Genomic DNA, 13,953 nt, shown 5'->3' with positions numbered 1-13,953 from the left:
GAGAAAGTTTGTCGATGATGTTCTCCCGTTTCTCCGCCTTTGCGAAAGCTGGTCGCCTTGCAGCCGTGCTGGGAATGGGAGCGCTTGGACTTGGTATGATGTCGATGGTTCTCGCTCCCGTCGCCGCGATGGCACAGGGTGCTGGCGCCGGTGCGGCGGCACAACAGATTGCCGACCATTTTTCATCGGTGCGTACAATGACCGGCGAGTTCGTGCAGTTCGGCCCGAAGGGCGAACAGACGGGCGGCACTTTCTATATCGAGCGTCCGGGCAAGATCCGCTTCAACTACAACAATTCACCGATCCGAGTTATTTCGGATGGCGAATCGGTCGTTATCAACAATCGCAAGCTCGATACATGGGACCTTTATCCGCTTTCGAAGACGCCTTTGAAGCTGTTGCTGGCAGACAGGATTGATCTGGGCGGCGGCCGTCTTCAGAATGTGAAGCAGGAGCCGGACATGACAACGCTGGTGCTGGGCGACAAGTCGATCTTCGGCGATTCGAAAATCACCATGATGTTCGACCCCAAATCCTACGAGCTGAAGCAGTGGACCATCACCGATGCCCAGAAGCTCGATACTACTGTCATGATCTTCAACGTGCGCAGCGGCGTGCGTTTTACCGATGATATGTTCAAGATCGACTATCAGCGCATCGCAATGAAGCGCAAAGGTCAGTAATCGTCAGTTTGTGATAGGCAAGCCGTTTGCATTTGCCGGATAAATGATTAGGTTCGCGGCATCTTTTTCGTTGCTGCGAGTCCTATCTTTATGGCCTTTTCCGTTGCTACCTGGAACATCAATTCCGTTCGTCTGCGTATGCCGCTGGTCGAACAGTTTCTGCGCGATTATCAGCCTGATGTTCTGTGTCTTCAGGAAACCAAATGCCCGGACGATCAGTTCCCGTCCAAGGGGTTTCGCGCGCTCGGTTATGAGCACATCGCGATCAGCGGCCAGAAAGGCTATCACGGCGTTGCAACAATATCGCGGCGTCCTCTGACAGGCGTGGAGAAGATCGGTTTCTGCGACATGGGTGATTGCCGCCATCTGAGCGCGGTGGCCGAAGCTGGCGGCAAAAAGCTTCGCATTCATAATTTCTACGTTCCGGCGGGCGGTGATGAGCCGGACCCAGAGATCAATCCGAAGTTTGCTCATAAGCTGGCTTTTCTCGAAGAAATGCGTGCCATTGTCGCTGACCGGCAGGATGGGCATTCATCCGTTCTCGTTGGCGATCTCAATATCGCGCCGCTTGAAAACGATGTCTGGTCGCACAAGCAGCTTCTCAAGATCGTCAGCCATACGCCGATCGAAACTGAAACGCTGGAAGACCTGCGTGTGAAGGGTGGCTGGAGCGACTTGATGCGACAGATCATTCCGTCTGACCAGAAAATTTTCACCTGGTGGAGTTATCGCGCCAAGGATTGGGCCGAATCGGATCGTGGCCGCAGGCTGGACCACGTCTGGGGTTCTGCCGATCTTGAAGGGCATATGCAGGATCTGCAAATCCTTCGCGACGCACGTGGTTGGGATCGCCCGTCCGATCACGTGCCTGTTATTGCGACATTCGATCTGGATTGATCGCGTCGTAAGGCTTATATAGAGAGCAGTTTAACAAGGAGAGAAGAACGATGGATCGGATTGCACTGTTTCAAATGACCAGTGTTTTCAACGTTTCCATGGTTCGCGATGTCTGCTCTTCTTACACTTCAGGATCTTTCCTGCGTTACGGCTGATGGCCGTACTCTCTTCGAATCCATCAATTTCAGCATAGCCGAAGGCCGCATCGGTCTGGTCGGACGCAATGGCGTGGGTAAATCAACGCTGTTGCGTATGATGAGTGGTGCGCTGCTTCCAACAAGCGGAAATGTGACCGTAAACGGGACCATCGGTGTGTTGCGGCAGAACGTCGGCGGCGATAGTTCCGAGACGCTGGCAGATCTTTTTGATGCGCGCACAGATTTCGACAGACTGGTACGTGTCGAACAGGGCTTGGCCAGTGACAGTGATCTGGATGAGGCAGACTGGCTTTTGCCGCAGCGCTTTACCGACGCGCTGCAACAGCTTGGTTTGCCTGATATGGCTCCCGACACCGCCCTTTCAACCTTGAGCGGTGGCCAGCAGACGCGCGCGGCGCTTGCAGCTCTGATCTTCTGCAGGCCTGATCTCATTTTATTGGACGAACCGACCAATAATCTCGACCGTGCCGGTCGTTTGGCAGTCGTCGATTTGCTGACCGCCTGGCGCGGTGCAACCGTGGTGGTCAGCCATGACCGTGAACTGTTGCAGTTCATGGATGCGATAGCTGAATTATCCCCCGACGGGCTGCGGCTCTACGGTGGCAATTGGGATTTCTATCACGGGAAAAAGACCGAGGAGCGTGAGACGGCAGCGCGCGATCTCGCAACGGCGCGGCGCGAAGTCAAACAGGTCGAACACAAGGCCCAGGCTGCCGTTGAAAGGCAGGCGCGCAGCGATGCCCGTGGTCGCAAGTCGCGCGCCGATGCTGGGATGAGCAAGTTATTGCTCGATGCCCGGGAAGACCGTGCGCAACAGTCGAAAGGCCGGGGCGATGCACTGGCGGAGCGCCAGTCCAGTCGAGCCAGCGAGCAATTGCGGGAGGCTGAGGCAAAGGTCGAGCGGGTAAAGCCGATGCATTTCGATGTGACTGGTGCGGTTCCGCCTTCCGGTCGCGTCATGCTCGATATGCGAGATGTCTCGGGTGGGCCGCAAGCCGATTATCCGGTAATCCGCGACCTGTCATTGAAGATCGTGGGGGCCGAGCGGGTCGTTGTCACGGGGCCGAACGGGGCTGGCAAGACCAGCCTGTTGCGGCTGATGACAGGGGAGCTTCAACCTGTGGCAGGAACCGTTATGCGTCAGGCGCGTGTGGCGATGTTCGACCAGCAGATGAGCCTGATGGATCGCGGCCAGACGCTTTATGAAAACTATCGACGTCTCAATCCGGGGTCGAACGACAATGATGCGCGTGCTGCGCTGGCGCGTTTTTCGTTTCGCGGCGAGGGAGCTTCACGGCTTGCCGGTAGTCTGAGCGGAGGTGAATTGTTGCGGGCGGCTCTTGCCTGTGTCCTGGGTGGAACCGAGCTTCCCGAACTTCTGATCCTTGATGAACCGACCAATCATCTCGACCTCGATTCCATCGAGGCGCTGGAAACCGCTCTCAATGCCTATGAGGGTGCATTGATCGTTGTGAGCCACGATCAGGCTTTCCTCAGTGCTATAGGAATGGAAAGGGTGATTGAGCTCTGAAAAAGGTCAATCGCCATTCAGGCGCGGTGCGACTTTTTCGATTTCGCCGATCAGTTCCAGCAGATTGCGGCTGACATGTGCATGGAGTGCTGCCGCCACTTCCGGATATTCTTCGAGAATGCGCCGGAAGATTGCGCGGCTGATGCGGATAACCTCGGTTTCCGCTTCGGCGACCGCACCGGTGAGACGCGAGGTCTGTGCGATCAACGCCATTTCGCCAATCATGGCACCGGGACCGACAGGGCGGATCGCAATCCGCCCTTCGTCTTGTTCGTGAAACAGGGTGATGTTGCCCGATACGACGATATAGGCACAGTCGGCGCTTTGCCCTTCGCGGAAAAGCTCGCGCCCGGCTCGGAGCACGAGGCGTTCCGCGCCGAAGGCAAGCAACCGCAGCTGTTCGGGCGTGAAAGACTCGAACAGGCCTACCGTGCCGAGAATACGAATATCGTCATCAAGCGCCATGGATCGTCAATACACCTGCATCGGGCGCTGTCCATCATGGGACAAGCTTGTATCCCCCGCTTTCTGTAACCAGAAGCGTCGCATTCGACGGATCTTTTTCGATTTTCTGGCGCAAACGATAGACGTGGGTTTCCAGCGTATGCGTGGTCACGCCCGAATTGTAGCCCCATACTTCTTCGAGCAGAACATCGCGACCGATAACCTTGTCGCCAGCACGATAGAGATACTTGATGATCGCTGCTTCCTTCTCAGTGAGACGGATCTTGCTGCCCTTCTCATCGATGAGCAGCTTCTGGCCGGGCTTGAACGTATAGGGACCAACGATGAAGGTCGCGTCCTCGCTCTGCTCATGCTGGCGCAACTGCGCACGCACGCGCGCCAGAAGCACGGCGAATTTGAACGGCTTGGTGACGTAATCATTGGCGCCCGATTCGAGGCCGAGAATCGTATCTGATTCCGTATCGTGACCGGTGAGCATGATGATCGGTGCCTTGAAACCACCCTTGCGCAGCAGCTTTACAGCTTCACGGCCATCCATATCCGGCAGACCGACATCCATGATCAGGAGATCTACAATGCCGTTTCGCGCAGTCTGAATACCCTTGGTGGCATTGTCTTCCTGCAGAATCTGGAATTCTTCGCACAGCTCCAGCTGTTCGACGAGGATAGAACGGAGATCTTCGTCATCGTCCACAATCAGTATCGTACGGCCTGTCATGCCTGTCCTCGTTACTCTTTGATTTAAATGGCTCTTGGTGTTTTATGACATTTAATGGAGGCAAGTTGAAGCGGCGAAACGCGAAACAGGTTTTTGCTCTCGCCGACAACGGTTTTAAACATGCATGACACGGAGGCGGGGGCTTGGCCAGATACGAAATTAGCCGGGGAATTGGCGTCATTGATGTGCGGGCCAAACCGGGCCACAAGACTCGCGGTTTGCTTGTTGCCGGCAATCTGGTGCTGGAATGCGCTCTTGGCAAGGGGGGAATCACCGCTTTCAAGCGTGAAGGTGACGGAGCGACGCCTCTGGCGACCATGCGGCTGCTCTATGGATACCGGCGCGGAGACAAGGGCCTGCTGCCGTCATCGCGGCTACCGCTCGGTCGTGTCCGCCGTCTGGACGGCTGGTGCGATGCAGCTTCCGACGCCAATTACAACCGTCCCGTCCGGCTGCCTTATGCGGCGAGCCACGAGGATATGTGGCGGCGCGACGATATTTATGATGTCTGCATTGTCATGGACTGGAACATTGCGCCGCGCCGGCGCGGATGTGGCAGCGCGATATTCTTTCATCTGGCGCGACCTGGCTATACGCCGACCGAAGGCTGCATAGCGTTGAGGCGCGCCGACATGGCGCGCCTCCTGCCTCATCTGACGGACCGGACCATAATCCGTGTCTTAAGATAATTTTCTCAGTGTGCAGCAGCGGCGACGATTCTGACTTCATTGCCGTCGGCGTCATAGAGCTTGCCGTTCAGGAAATAGTCTCCGTCATGCAGCTCCGAGATGTTGTGATGGCGGATGATGCGTTCTGTACCTTCCGCGAAGACTGACATCTGGTTGCTGTTGCCGAGTTTGATTTCATTGAACATCAGGTTGAGTGCAATGGCCATCAGCGCTGCCGAACTGATACCGGAATGGAAGATGGTCTCGAACCAGGTCGGAAAGTGGTGATAGAACTGGGGCGCGGCGATCGGGATCATGCCGAAGCCGATCGAAGTTGCCACGATGATGAGATTGATATTGTTCTCATAGTCCACTTTGGCGAGCGTGCGGATGCCGCTTGCAGCCACTGTACCGAACAGGACGATACCCGCTCCGCCCAGAATAGCCGGAGGAACACAGGCAATCACCCGGCCCATCACCGGCAGGAGGCCGAGCGTGATGAGGATCAGTCCGCCGGTTGCCACCACGTAGCGGCTTTTCACCCCTGTCACCGCGACAAGTCCGACATTCTGCGCGAAAGCGCTCTGCGTGAAAGATCCGACAATTGGCGACAGGATGCTTGAAAGCATATCCGCGCGCAGGCCATTGGCAAGGCGTCGTGAATCCACTTTCGTACCGAGGATTTCACCGACCGCCAGAATATCGGCAGAAGTCTCGACGAGCGTAACCATGATCACGATGAACATCGAGAGCGTGGCTGCAAGGCTGAACACCGGCATGCCGAAATGGAAAACCTCCGGCAGTGCCACCATCGAACCTTCGCCCACGCGCGAAAAATCGGTCATGCCGAGCGCCCAGGCAATAAAGGTTCCGATGACCATGGCGAGCAGGATCGAAAGCCGGGAAATCGTGGCATTGCCCATCTTGCTGAGAACGAGGACAATAACCAGTGTGAGGCCCGCAAGACCGATATTGGCCATGCTGCCGAATTCTGGGCTGTTGCTGTCTCCGCCCATCGCCCACCGCGCCGCGACGGGCATCAGCGTCAGGCCGATGGTTGTGATGACGATGCCGGTGACGAGTGGTGGAAAGAAGCGCGTGATGCGCGAGAATATGGGTGTGATGACAAGGCCGATCATGGCTGCTGCGATGACGGCGCCCAGCACAACCTGCAAGCCCGCTTCACCGGTCTGGCTCGACGTGACAATGGCCACCATGGTGGCGACGCCCGAAAAAGAGACGCCCTGAACCAGAGGAAGCTGACAGCCGAAAAAGGGTATGCCGATGGTTTGCAGGACCGTCGCGACGCCGCCGGCAAAAAGCGATGCGGTGATCAGCAGGCCGATTTCGGTCGGGCTGAGACCTGCCGCCTGGCCAATAATCAGTGGAACAGCTACGATGCCGCCATACATAGTCAGCACATGCTGAAAGCCATATGCCAGATTGGCGGCTACAGATAGTTTTTCATCTTCGGGACGCGAAAGCGTATCCGCCCCGGACTGGTGCGTATTCAATGATACTCCCTCCCAGCAGGCGCGAACGCATCGCCAGCCTGCTCTCTCCGTTCTCCCTGCGCTGGATCGTCATGGTGCGATGTCTTTCGACACCGAGCCGACGATGAAATGCGCGATGTCTCCTCCAAAGACATGTCGCAGGAGTATAACCGCAGCCGTCCGGATGACTGTGTCCCTTTTGCTTGAAATTGTTTTCGATGCGGGGATGCTAATGTTGAGGGAGTTTTTCAGCTGTCTATTTGGCGCGGGCTTCTCTCACTGCATCGCGCAACACCGCAAAAATGTAGGGTTCCAGCGATTGCGCAACGTTGAAGCGGAGAAAGCTGCTTGCTGTTCGTGATGGGCTGAAGACATCGCCCGGTGCCAGAAGCACACCCTTCTCCAGAGCATGCCGGGCAATCTGGCCGGAGTCCAGCCCATCCGGCAATTCCGCCCAAAGGAACATGCCACCTTGCGGCTCGGTCCACAGCGTGAGGCCTTCCGCTTTCAGGCGATTGGCGGTCAGCGTCATGGCATCGGCCAGTTTAGCGCGCAAGCTGTCGATATGACGGCGATAGGTACCGTCGGTCAGAAGTGCGTGCACGATCTGCGGCGACAATGCATTGCCGCCGAAGCTGGTGGCGAGTTTCAGGTCGGTGAGCCCGTCGATCCAGTCGCGACGCCCGGCAATATAGCCGACGCGGGCAGCAGCGGATAACGTCTTGGAGAAGCTGCCGATATGTAAGACGCGCTCGAACCCATCGAGCTCGGCAAGCAGTGGCGCGGGCGAGGGGTGGAAATCGCCGAAGATATTGTCCTCAACGAGCGTGATGCCATGCGCTTCAGCAAGCTTCAGCAGGCGGTGAGCGGTGGCTGGCGTCATTGAGCCGCCGGTCGGGTTATGCAGTCCGGCATTGGATATATAGAGTTTCGGCGCGTGTTCGCTGGCTACTCTCGCAAAAGCCTCGAGGTCCGGGCCGGTATGGGTATAGGGCACGCCGATCAGTTTTACACGGTGCGTCAGAAGCACGGCCTGAAAGTTGAAGTAGCAGGGATCGTCGACCAGAACCGTATCGCCCGGCTGCAACAGATAACGGCAGACCAGGTCGATTGCCTGCGTGCCTGAATCGGCCAGAAGTATTTCTCCGCTCGAAACGTCGATGCCCTGTTCGCCGAGCCGGTGAGCGAGATGTTGGCGCAGAGGACGGAAACCGAGCGGTTCGCCATAGGTGGCAAGATTGCTTGTCTCGTCGCGGGCAACCAAGCGCATTGCCCGACGGATTGCTTCCTGCGGTAGCCATTCGTCAGGCAGCCACCCGCATCCCGGTTTGAGAGTGGTGTCATCGGCCTCGAGCGATTGCCGCATGACCCAGAAGGGATCGATCTGGCGTTCCTTGTGTGGCGTGTTGGTGGCGAGTGAAAATGGCTGGCGGGCACGTTCCGAAACATAGAAGCCTGCTCCGCGCCGCGACTGGATGATGCCTTCCGCCACCAGCCTGTCATAGGCTTCGACGATGGTGGATTTCGAGACGTTCATCGTTTCGGCAAGGCGGCGGATAGAGGGCAGTCGTGCACCCGGCGCGAGGCTCATCGCGGTGATGCGTCCGCGAATAATGCCCATCACCTTTTCAACGAGCGGCATCTTATCGACGGCTTCGTTTTCATCGCCGTGCTCGATCTCGCCGCTTGCGTAAGCGGCTTCTACAGCTTCAAGGCTGCGCAGCAGGCCCGTCGAAATCATCTGTACTATTCCTTGTATCAGTACAGTTTGTCAGGATTGTCCGGAAACTGTCTCTGATTATTCGGGCAGTTTCGCGGCATTGTCTCACGAATCCTTATACGATTTTAGAGAAAGCCGAAAAGACACAATGCGTGAGAATGTTGGGAATAAGACCGCCGGATGGATCAACGGGTTTTTGGGCGTATTGATTTTTTCCGGCTCGCTGCCGGCAACGCGGCTGGCGGTGATCGATATCGATCCGACCTTCCTGACGATGGCGCGCGCATCGATTGCAGGTTTGCTGGGACTGGCGCTGTTGCTGGCGTTTCGGGAACCTTTTCCCCGCCGTAACGATGCGATCTCGTTGATTGTGGTGGCGCTCGGCGTGGTCGTCGGCTTTCCGCTTCTTACGGGGCTTGCCCTCCAGCACATGACATCTGCCCATGCGATTGTCTTTATAGGACTGCTTCCGCTTGCCACGGCAATCTTCGCTGTCCTGCGCGGTGGAGAGCATCCGCGCCCAATGTTCTGGCTGTTTTCAGTGGTTGGAAGCCTCATCGTCGCTTCCTATGCCTATGGACAGGGAAGCCAATCCACGCTTCTGGGTGACGTGCTGATGCTCGCTGCCGTTATCGTCTGCGGTCTGGGCTATGCGGAAGGCGCGCAACTTTCGCGCAGGCTCGGCGGCTGGCAGGTTATCTGCTGGGCGCTGGTGTTCTCGCTGCCGGTCATGCTGCCGCTGAGTGTCATAACACGCCCGGAGACATGGGCAGGCATCGGCACGCCAGCCTGGATAAGCCTTGGTTACGTCTCACTGTTTTCAATGCTGATCGGCTTCTTCTTCTGGTATCGCGGCCTTGCGCAGGGCGGTGCCGCCACTGTCGGCCAGTTACAGCTTCTCCAGCCCTTCTTTGGCCTTATGCTGGCTGCCGGTATTGCGGGAGAACCCGTCAGCATGGGTATGGTCGCGACGGCAGCGGTGGTCGTCGTGTGTGTGGCGGGTGCGAAGAAATTTGCTTAAATAAACGCCCAGACGGTCGTGCGCTTCACTTCCGCGTCTTCAAGGGCGCGGGTGACAGGCACGGTATAGATGGCAAGTTGCTGCAGCCGGTCTTTCGGTAGATAGGCGCGTCCCGGATCGCCGACGACGATACGGGCGCCGCGTTCGGCAAGTTTTGCAAACCAGGGAATGAGCCGCTCGGCGAGCGGCTTTTCATAAAAGACGTCGCCAGCCAGAACTACGTCCCAGCCATCATCCTTCCCGATAAGGTCATCCAGTGAGGGAACAACCGACACACCATTGGCGGATGCATTGATCTCGATGGCCGGAAGCGCAAAGGGGTCGATGTCCGACGCCAGCACGCTTGATGCTCCCGCCTGCATGGCGGCAATGGCGACAAGGCCGGAACCCGATGCGAAATCGAGCACCGTCTTGTCTTTCACTGTTTCGGGATGATCCAGTATATAGCGGGCAACACCTTGACCACCCGCCCATGCGAAAGCCCAGAAGGGCGGTGGCAGGCCGATTGTGGCAAGCTCTTCCTCGGTCTTGTGCCAGAGGTCGTGCGCTTCATCGGCCAGATGCAGACGAATTTCCGGCACGTGCGGCGGCGCTTGCAGACTGGTATTGGCCAGAATGAAATCGCGCGCGCTTTTATGTGCCGGATTGAGCATCAGAGTATGTTTTCCCAAAGCGGGAGCCGTTTTGGGGATACAGACATGCTCATGCCAAAGCGCTCTTTGCGTCCATTCCGCCCATGCGGCAAACTTCGATCCATTCGTCTTCCGTCACCGGCTGAACCGAAAGGCGCATTGAGGTGACGAGCGCCATCTTCTCAAGCTTCGGATTGGCTTTCACATCTTTCAGCGTGACCGGCTTCGGCATGTCACGGACAGCTCTGATATCCACGCATTCCCAGCGCGGATCGTCCGTCGTGCTATCATGGTGCGCCAGCCCACAGACCTCAACGATGCCGACGACTTCCAGCCCTTCATTGGAATGGTAGAAGAAGCCTTTGTCGCCCAGTTTCATGGCGCGCATGTTGTTGCGCGCCAGATAATTGCGCACACCGTCCCACTGCTCGCCTTTTTCGCCACGGGCTTTCTGCATTTCCCATGACCATTTGAACGGTTCGGATTTGAACAGCCAGTAAGCCATCAGTCATGAGCCTCAAGCGTTGGCGGGATTGTTGATCGCCCAGTTCCACGGACGCACGGTCACGCTCTCGAACAGGCCTGCCAATGCATAGGGATCATTGGCCGCGATCTTTTCCGCTGCGGCCTTGTCGGCAGCTTCCACAACGACCAGACTGCCGTTCGGCTTGCCATCTTCACCGAGGAAAGGGCCCGCAAACTTCAGCCCTTCACCAAGACCCTCGAGATAGTCGAGATGTGCAGGGCGCGTATCGAGGCGCACTTGCAGATGGTCCTGCTTGTCGTTGCACAGAAGAGCAAAAAGCATTGTCAATTATCCTTTCCGTTCGAGCATGATCTTGTCCGAAAACCGGTTCCCACTTTTCGGGATCACGCTCTAGTCCTCGGTCTTGAGTGGTCGGTTGAGCAGAGCCGTCACGGCTTCGTCAATGGTGATGGTGCCGTCAAGCAGCGCACCCGTCGCATCGATGATGGGTGCGGAGATGGCGTGTTGGCGGCATAATTCGGCGGCAATCGGCGCGGTCGCCACACCTTCGGCCAGCGGGCGATTGGTCAGATCCTCACCGCGTCCGAGTGCCAGCCCGTAGGAGTAATTGCGCGACTGCGACGAAGAGCAGGTCAGCATCAGATCGCCGAGGCCGGAAAGACCCATGATGGTTTCGGGTCTCGCCCCCATGGCCTGTCCGATGCGGCGCAGTTCCGCAAACCCGCGCGTGACGAGAGCAGCCTGCGCGCTTGCGCCGAAACCACGCCCGACGGCAGCACCGGCGGCAATGGCGAGAACATTTTTCAAGGCACCGCCGATTTCGACGCCTTTAAGGTCGGTTGTCGAATAGCAGCGGAAGGCTGGGCCGGACAGAAGTGCTGCGAGCTGATCGGCGGTTACAGCGTCCTCGCAGGCAATAGTCACGGCGGTTGGAAGCCCTCGGGCAACATCCGTTGCAAAGCTTGGACCGGATAGTGCAGCGATCCGGTGGTTCGGCAGAACCTCGGCTACGACTTCCGACATCAATCGTCCGGTGCTGCGTTCGATCCCTTTCGCGCAGAGTACGACAGGTGCGGTTTGCGGAATAAGGCTGCTCAGTTGCGAAAGCCCGGCGCGCATTGCCTGTGCGGGAATGACGGCCAGAACGGCATCCGCACGCTCGACTACGGCGACCGCGTCTGTGCTTGCATTAATGGCGGGGGGAAGCTCGATTTCTCCCAGATAGCGCGGATTGCGGTGTGTCCGATTGATGGCTTCGACCATCGCCTCGTCGCGGGCATATAGCCACGTATCGTGGCCGCTGCTGCATGCCATGGCTGCAAGGGCCGTGCCCCAGGCGCCGCCACCCAGAATGGCGATCTTGCTAGCTTTTCCGCTCATGCCCCGACCGTTCATGCCTTGGCTCCACGTCGTCCGGTGCCGATCAGCGGAGCCGACTTTTCGTCGAGCGGCCAGCGCGAGCGTGGTGCAAGATCAAGCCTATCGGGAGCTTCGGTCGCCGCACGTTCGGCACCGGCCCAGGCAATCATCGCGGCATTGTCGGTGCACAGATCGAGCGGCGGAGCGATGAAGCTGAAACCGTGTCGGGCGCAAAGGGTTTCGAGTGCTGCGCGCAAGGTCTTGTTGGCCGCGACCCCGCCAGCAACAACAAGCGCCGGTGTTTCGCAATCGGGAAATTCGTTTCTGAAACGCTCAAGTGACCGGCCCACCCGATCGGACAGCGTGTCGGCGACTGCGGCCTGGAAAGAGGCGCAGATATCGGCCACGTCCTGATCCGACAATGGAACCAGTTCTGTTGCGGTCTGGCGCACTGCCGTCTTGAGGCCGGAAAAGGAAAAATCGAGCCGTGCTTCGCCTTTCAACGGCCTTGGCAGTGCGAATCGCTTGGGATCGCCCTGAAGCGCCATGCGTTCAACCGCCGGACCACCCGGATAAGGCAGACCGAGAAGCTTTGCCGTCTTGTCGAAGGCTTCGCCGAGCGCATCATCAATTGTGGTGCCAAGGCGTTCGTAATCGCCAATACCGCGTACCAGCACCATCTGCGTATGACCACCGGAAACGAGCAGCAACAGATAGGGAAATGGCAGGCCGTCTGTGAGACGTGCTGTCAATGCGTGGCCTTCCAGATGATTGACAGCATAAAATGGCTTCTGTGCAGCCATCGCCAGCGCTTTGGCAGTCATCAGCCCGACGATCAGTCCGCCGATCAGTCCTGGTCCTGCCGTGGCTGCCACTGCATCGACATCGGCAAGCTTCATGTCAGCATCGTCCAGTGCGCGGGCAACCAGCCGGTCCAGCGCTTCGACATGGGCGCGTGCGGCGATCTCCGGCACCACACCGCCATAGGGTTCGTGCTCGGCGATCTGGCTTAAAACCACATTGGACAGAATCCGTCCTTCGCCCTTCCCGTCACGTTCGACGATTGCGGCGGCTGTTTCGTCGCAACTTGTTTCTATTCCAAGAATGCGCATTTGCGGTTAGACCCTGCCTGTCTCATAATTCATTGAAAAATCCGGTACCATGGACAGCGCAATATGCAAACAGCATCCTTGAAGAATGGCACGTTGAAGATAGGCACGCGGGGCAGCAAGCTTGCTCTCGCCCAGGCTTACGAGACGCGTCGCCGCCTGATGGAGGCGCATGGTCTGCCGGAAGAAGCCATCGAAATCATTCCCATGTCGACGGCGGGCGACCGCATTCAGGATCGCGCACTTTCCGAGATTGGCGGCAAGGGGCTTTTTACCGAAGAGATCGAACAGGCATTGACGGAGGGACGAATCGATCTCGCGGTCCATTCCACCAAGGATATGCCGACGGTTTTGCCCGATGGTCTTCATCTTTCCATTTTTCTTGAGCGCGAAGATCCGCGTGATGCCTTTATCGGTCGTACGGCTTCGCGCCTTGTCGATCTGCCACAGGGCGCGACGGTCGGTTCGTCATCATTGCGCCGTCAGGCTTTGATCCGCCGCCTTCGCCCCGACATTCAAGTGGTGATTTTTCGCGGCAATGTCGATACCCGCCTGCGCAAGCTGGAAGCCGGAGAAGTCGACGGGACGTTTCTCGCCTGTGCGGGATTGCGACGTCTGGGGCTTGGCGATGTCATTACCGACCTGGCCGATCCGGAAAGCTTTCCGCCTGCGCCGGGGCAGGGCGCCATCGGGATTGAAACGCGTATCGGCGATACACGCATCGATGCGCTGCTCGCGCCCCTTGCGCATCGCGAAACAGGTATCGCTCTTGCTTGTGAACGGGCATTTCTGGCCGCGCTAGACGGCTCCTGCCGCACGCCGATCGCCGGTCTTGCAACCGTGAACGGTGACACAGTTTCCTTCCACGGCATGATATTGAAGCCGGACGGGTCTGAAGCGCACGAGATAAGGACGAAAGGTCCGGCATCGAATGCCGCGGCACTTGGTACGGAAGCTGCAGAACATCTGCGCGCGAAGGCCGGTCCCCAATTCTTCGAGGGCTGGGAGTAGA

15 protein-coding genes are annotated in these 13,953 nt (G+C 57.9%); 6 read left to right on the top strand and 9 right to left on the bottom strand.

The annotated features are described in order from the left end of the window. The first annotated feature begins 14 nt into the window (after positions 1 to 14). The 3 genes from F9K94_RS10265 to F9K94_RS10255 all read left to right on the top strand — a co-directional run bounded on the left by F9K94_RS10265 (position 15) and on the right by F9K94_RS10255 (position 3,269). The gene (locus F9K94_RS10265; protein WP_192799494.1) at positions 15 to 683 is read left to right on the top strand and encodes an outer membrane lipoprotein carrier protein LolA; all 669 of its coding nucleotides are present in this window, start codon (positions 15 to 17) and stop codon (positions 681 to 683) included. A 90-nt stretch (positions 684 to 773) separates the two neighbouring features. Continuing rightward, positions 774 to 1,580, top strand: a complete 807-nt coding sequence (xth, locus tag F9K94_RS10260) for an exodeoxyribonuclease III (protein WP_151645476.1) — start codon at positions 774 to 776, stop codon at positions 1,578 to 1,580. A 108-nt stretch (positions 1,581 to 1,688) separates the two neighbouring features. Continuing rightward, entirely contained in the window at positions 1,689 to 3,269 is a 1,581-nt protein-coding gene (locus tag F9K94_RS10255) for an ABC-F family ATP-binding cassette domain-containing protein (RefSeq protein ID WP_151645474.1), read from the top strand. Between the two features lie 6 nt (positions 3,270 to 3,275). Here the strand turns inward: F9K94_RS10255 and F9K94_RS10250 are convergent, their stop codons facing one another. Beyond that, positions 3,276 to 3,734, bottom strand: a complete 459-nt coding sequence (locus tag F9K94_RS10250) for a cyclic nucleotide-binding domain-containing protein (protein ID WP_010657562.1) — start codon at positions 3,732 to 3,734, stop codon at positions 3,276 to 3,278. Positions 3,735 to 3,768: 34 nt separating this feature from the next. Further along, complete coding sequence (locus F9K94_RS10245) at positions 3,769 to 4,452, bottom strand: response regulator transcription factor (RefSeq protein ID WP_109988596.1); 684 nt, start codon at positions 4,450 to 4,452, stop codon at positions 3,769 to 3,771. A gap of 143 nt (positions 4,453 to 4,595) precedes the next feature. Here F9K94_RS10245 and F9K94_RS10240 point away from each other — a divergent pair, with 143 nt between their 5' ends. Next, the gene (locus F9K94_RS10240) at positions 4,596 to 5,141 is read left to right on the top strand and encodes a L,D-transpeptidase family protein (RefSeq protein ID WP_151645472.1); all 546 of its coding nucleotides are present in this window, start codon (positions 4,596 to 4,598) and stop codon (positions 5,139 to 5,141) included. Positions 5,142 to 5,146: 5 nt separating this feature from the next. On the opposite strand, the gene F9K94_RS10235 is transcribed toward F9K94_RS10240, so the two are convergent. Together F9K94_RS10235 and F9K94_RS10230 are read right to left on the bottom strand one after the other, a co-directional pair. After that, on the bottom strand, positions 5,147 to 6,634 hold the full coding sequence (locus F9K94_RS10235) for a nucleobase:cation symporter-2 family protein (protein ID WP_151645470.1): 1,488 nt from the start codon (positions 6,632 to 6,634) through the stop codon (positions 5,147 to 5,149). Between the two features lie 235 nt (positions 6,635 to 6,869). Continuing rightward, the gene (locus tag F9K94_RS10230; protein ID WP_151645468.1) at positions 6,870 to 8,354 is read right to left on the bottom strand and encodes an aminotransferase-like domain-containing protein; all 1,485 of its coding nucleotides are present in this window, start codon (positions 8,352 to 8,354) and stop codon (positions 6,870 to 6,872) included. Between the two features lie 127 nt (positions 8,355 to 8,481). Between F9K94_RS10230 and F9K94_RS10225 the strand changes: the two genes are divergently transcribed. Beyond that, positions 8,482 to 9,354: a DMT family transporter gene (locus F9K94_RS10225; RefSeq protein ID WP_151645466.1), complete on the top strand. Its 873-nt coding sequence runs from the start codon at positions 8,482 to 8,484 to the stop codon at positions 9,352 to 9,354. Here the strand turns inward: F9K94_RS10225 and F9K94_RS10220 are convergent. The 5 genes from F9K94_RS10220 to tsaD form a co-directional block, all read right to left on the bottom strand. Then, the gene (locus F9K94_RS10220) at positions 9,351 to 10,007 is read right to left on the bottom strand and encodes a class I SAM-dependent methyltransferase (RefSeq protein ID WP_151645464.1); all 657 of its coding nucleotides are present in this window, start codon (positions 10,005 to 10,007) and stop codon (positions 9,351 to 9,353) included. The two genes, F9K94_RS10225 and F9K94_RS10220, sit on opposite strands and share 4 nt — an antisense overlap. 49 nt (positions 10,008 to 10,056) lie before the next feature. Beyond that, on the bottom strand, positions 10,057 to 10,491 hold the full coding sequence (locus F9K94_RS10215; RefSeq protein ID WP_151645462.1) for an EVE domain-containing protein: 435 nt from the start codon (positions 10,489 to 10,491) through the stop codon (positions 10,057 to 10,059). 12 nt (positions 10,492 to 10,503) lie between these two features. Further along, the gene (locus F9K94_RS10210) at positions 10,504 to 10,794 is read right to left on the bottom strand and encodes a YciI-like protein (RefSeq protein ID WP_151645460.1); all 291 of its coding nucleotides are present in this window, start codon (positions 10,792 to 10,794) and stop codon (positions 10,504 to 10,506) included. A gap of 69 nt (positions 10,795 to 10,863) precedes the next feature. Further along, a complete protein-coding gene (locus F9K94_RS10205) occupies positions 10,864 to 11,853 on the bottom strand; it encodes an NAD(P)H-dependent glycerol-3-phosphate dehydrogenase (protein ID WP_061345197.1) in 990 nt (329 codons plus the stop codon). Between the two features lie 11 nt (positions 11,854 to 11,864). Continuing rightward, positions 11,865 to 12,944: a tRNA (adenosine(37)-N6)-threonylcarbamoyltransferase complex transferase subunit TsaD gene (tsaD, locus tag F9K94_RS10200; RefSeq protein WP_151645458.1), complete on the bottom strand. Its 1,080-nt coding sequence runs from the start codon at positions 12,942 to 12,944 to the stop codon at positions 11,865 to 11,867. Between the two features lie 63 nt (positions 12,945 to 13,007). Here tsaD and hemC point away from each other — a divergent pair, with 63 nt between their 5' ends. Beyond that, the gene (gene hemC / locus F9K94_RS10195) at positions 13,008 to 13,952 is read left to right on the top strand and encodes a hydroxymethylbilane synthase (RefSeq protein ID WP_151645456.1); all 945 of its coding nucleotides are present in this window, start codon (positions 13,008 to 13,010) and stop codon (positions 13,950 to 13,952) included. The last annotated feature ends 1 nt before the right edge of the window (position 13,953 follow it).

It is taken from the genome of Brucella tritici, assembly GCF_008932285.1.
Taxonomy (GTDB): Bacteria; Pseudomonadota; Alphaproteobacteria; order Rhizobiales; family Rhizobiaceae; genus Brucella; species Brucella tritici.
This window is presented reverse-complemented; position numbering and strand designations above follow the sequence as displayed.

Excerpts from the sequence above, each read along its gene's own strand:
- F9K94_RS10265 (WP_192799494.1), top strand. The coding sequence starts at position 15 with ATGATGTTCTCCCGTTTCTCCGCCTTTGCGAAAGCTGGTCGCCTTGCA.
- xth (WP_151645476.1), top strand. The coding sequence starts at position 774 with ATGGCCTTTTCCGTTGCTACCTGGAACATCAATTCCGTTCGTCTGCGT.
- F9K94_RS10255 (WP_151645474.1), top strand. The coding sequence starts at position 1,689 with ATGTCTGCTCTTCTTACACTTCAGGATCTTTCCTGCGTTACGGCTGAT.
- F9K94_RS10250 (WP_010657562.1), bottom strand. The coding sequence starts at position 3,734 with ATGGCGCTTGATGACGATATTCGTATTCTCGGCACGGTAGGCCTGTTC.
- F9K94_RS10245 (WP_109988596.1), bottom strand. The coding sequence starts at position 4,452 with ATGACAGGCCGTACGATACTGATTGTGGACGATGACGAAGATCTCCGT.
- F9K94_RS10230 (WP_151645468.1), bottom strand. The coding sequence starts at position 8,354 with ATGATTTCGACGGGCCTGCTGCGCAGCCTTGAAGCTGTAGAAGCCGCT.
- F9K94_RS10225 (WP_151645466.1), top strand. The coding sequence starts at position 8,482 with ATGCGTGAGAATGTTGGGAATAAGACCGCCGGATGGATCAACGGGTTT.
- F9K94_RS10220 (WP_151645464.1), bottom strand. The coding sequence starts at position 10,007 with ATGCTCAATCCGGCACATAAAAGCGCGCGCGATTTCATTCTGGCCAAT.
- F9K94_RS10215 (WP_151645462.1), bottom strand. The coding sequence starts at position 10,491 with ATGGCTTACTGGCTGTTCAAATCCGAACCGTTCAAATGGTCATGGGAA.
- F9K94_RS10210 (WP_151645460.1), bottom strand. The coding sequence starts at position 10,794 with ATGCTTTTTGCTCTTCTGTGCAACGACAAGCAGGACCATCTGCAAGTG.
- F9K94_RS10205 (WP_061345197.1), bottom strand. The coding sequence starts at position 11,853 with ATGAGCGGAAAAGCTAGCAAGATCGCCATTCTGGGTGGCGGCGCCTGG.
- tsaD (WP_151645458.1), bottom strand. The coding sequence starts at position 12,944 with ATGCGCATTCTTGGAATAGAAACAAGTTGCGACGAAACAGCCGCCGCA.
- hemC (WP_151645456.1), top strand. The coding sequence starts at position 13,008 with ATGCAAACAGCATCCTTGAAGAATGGCACGTTGAAGATAGGCACGCGG.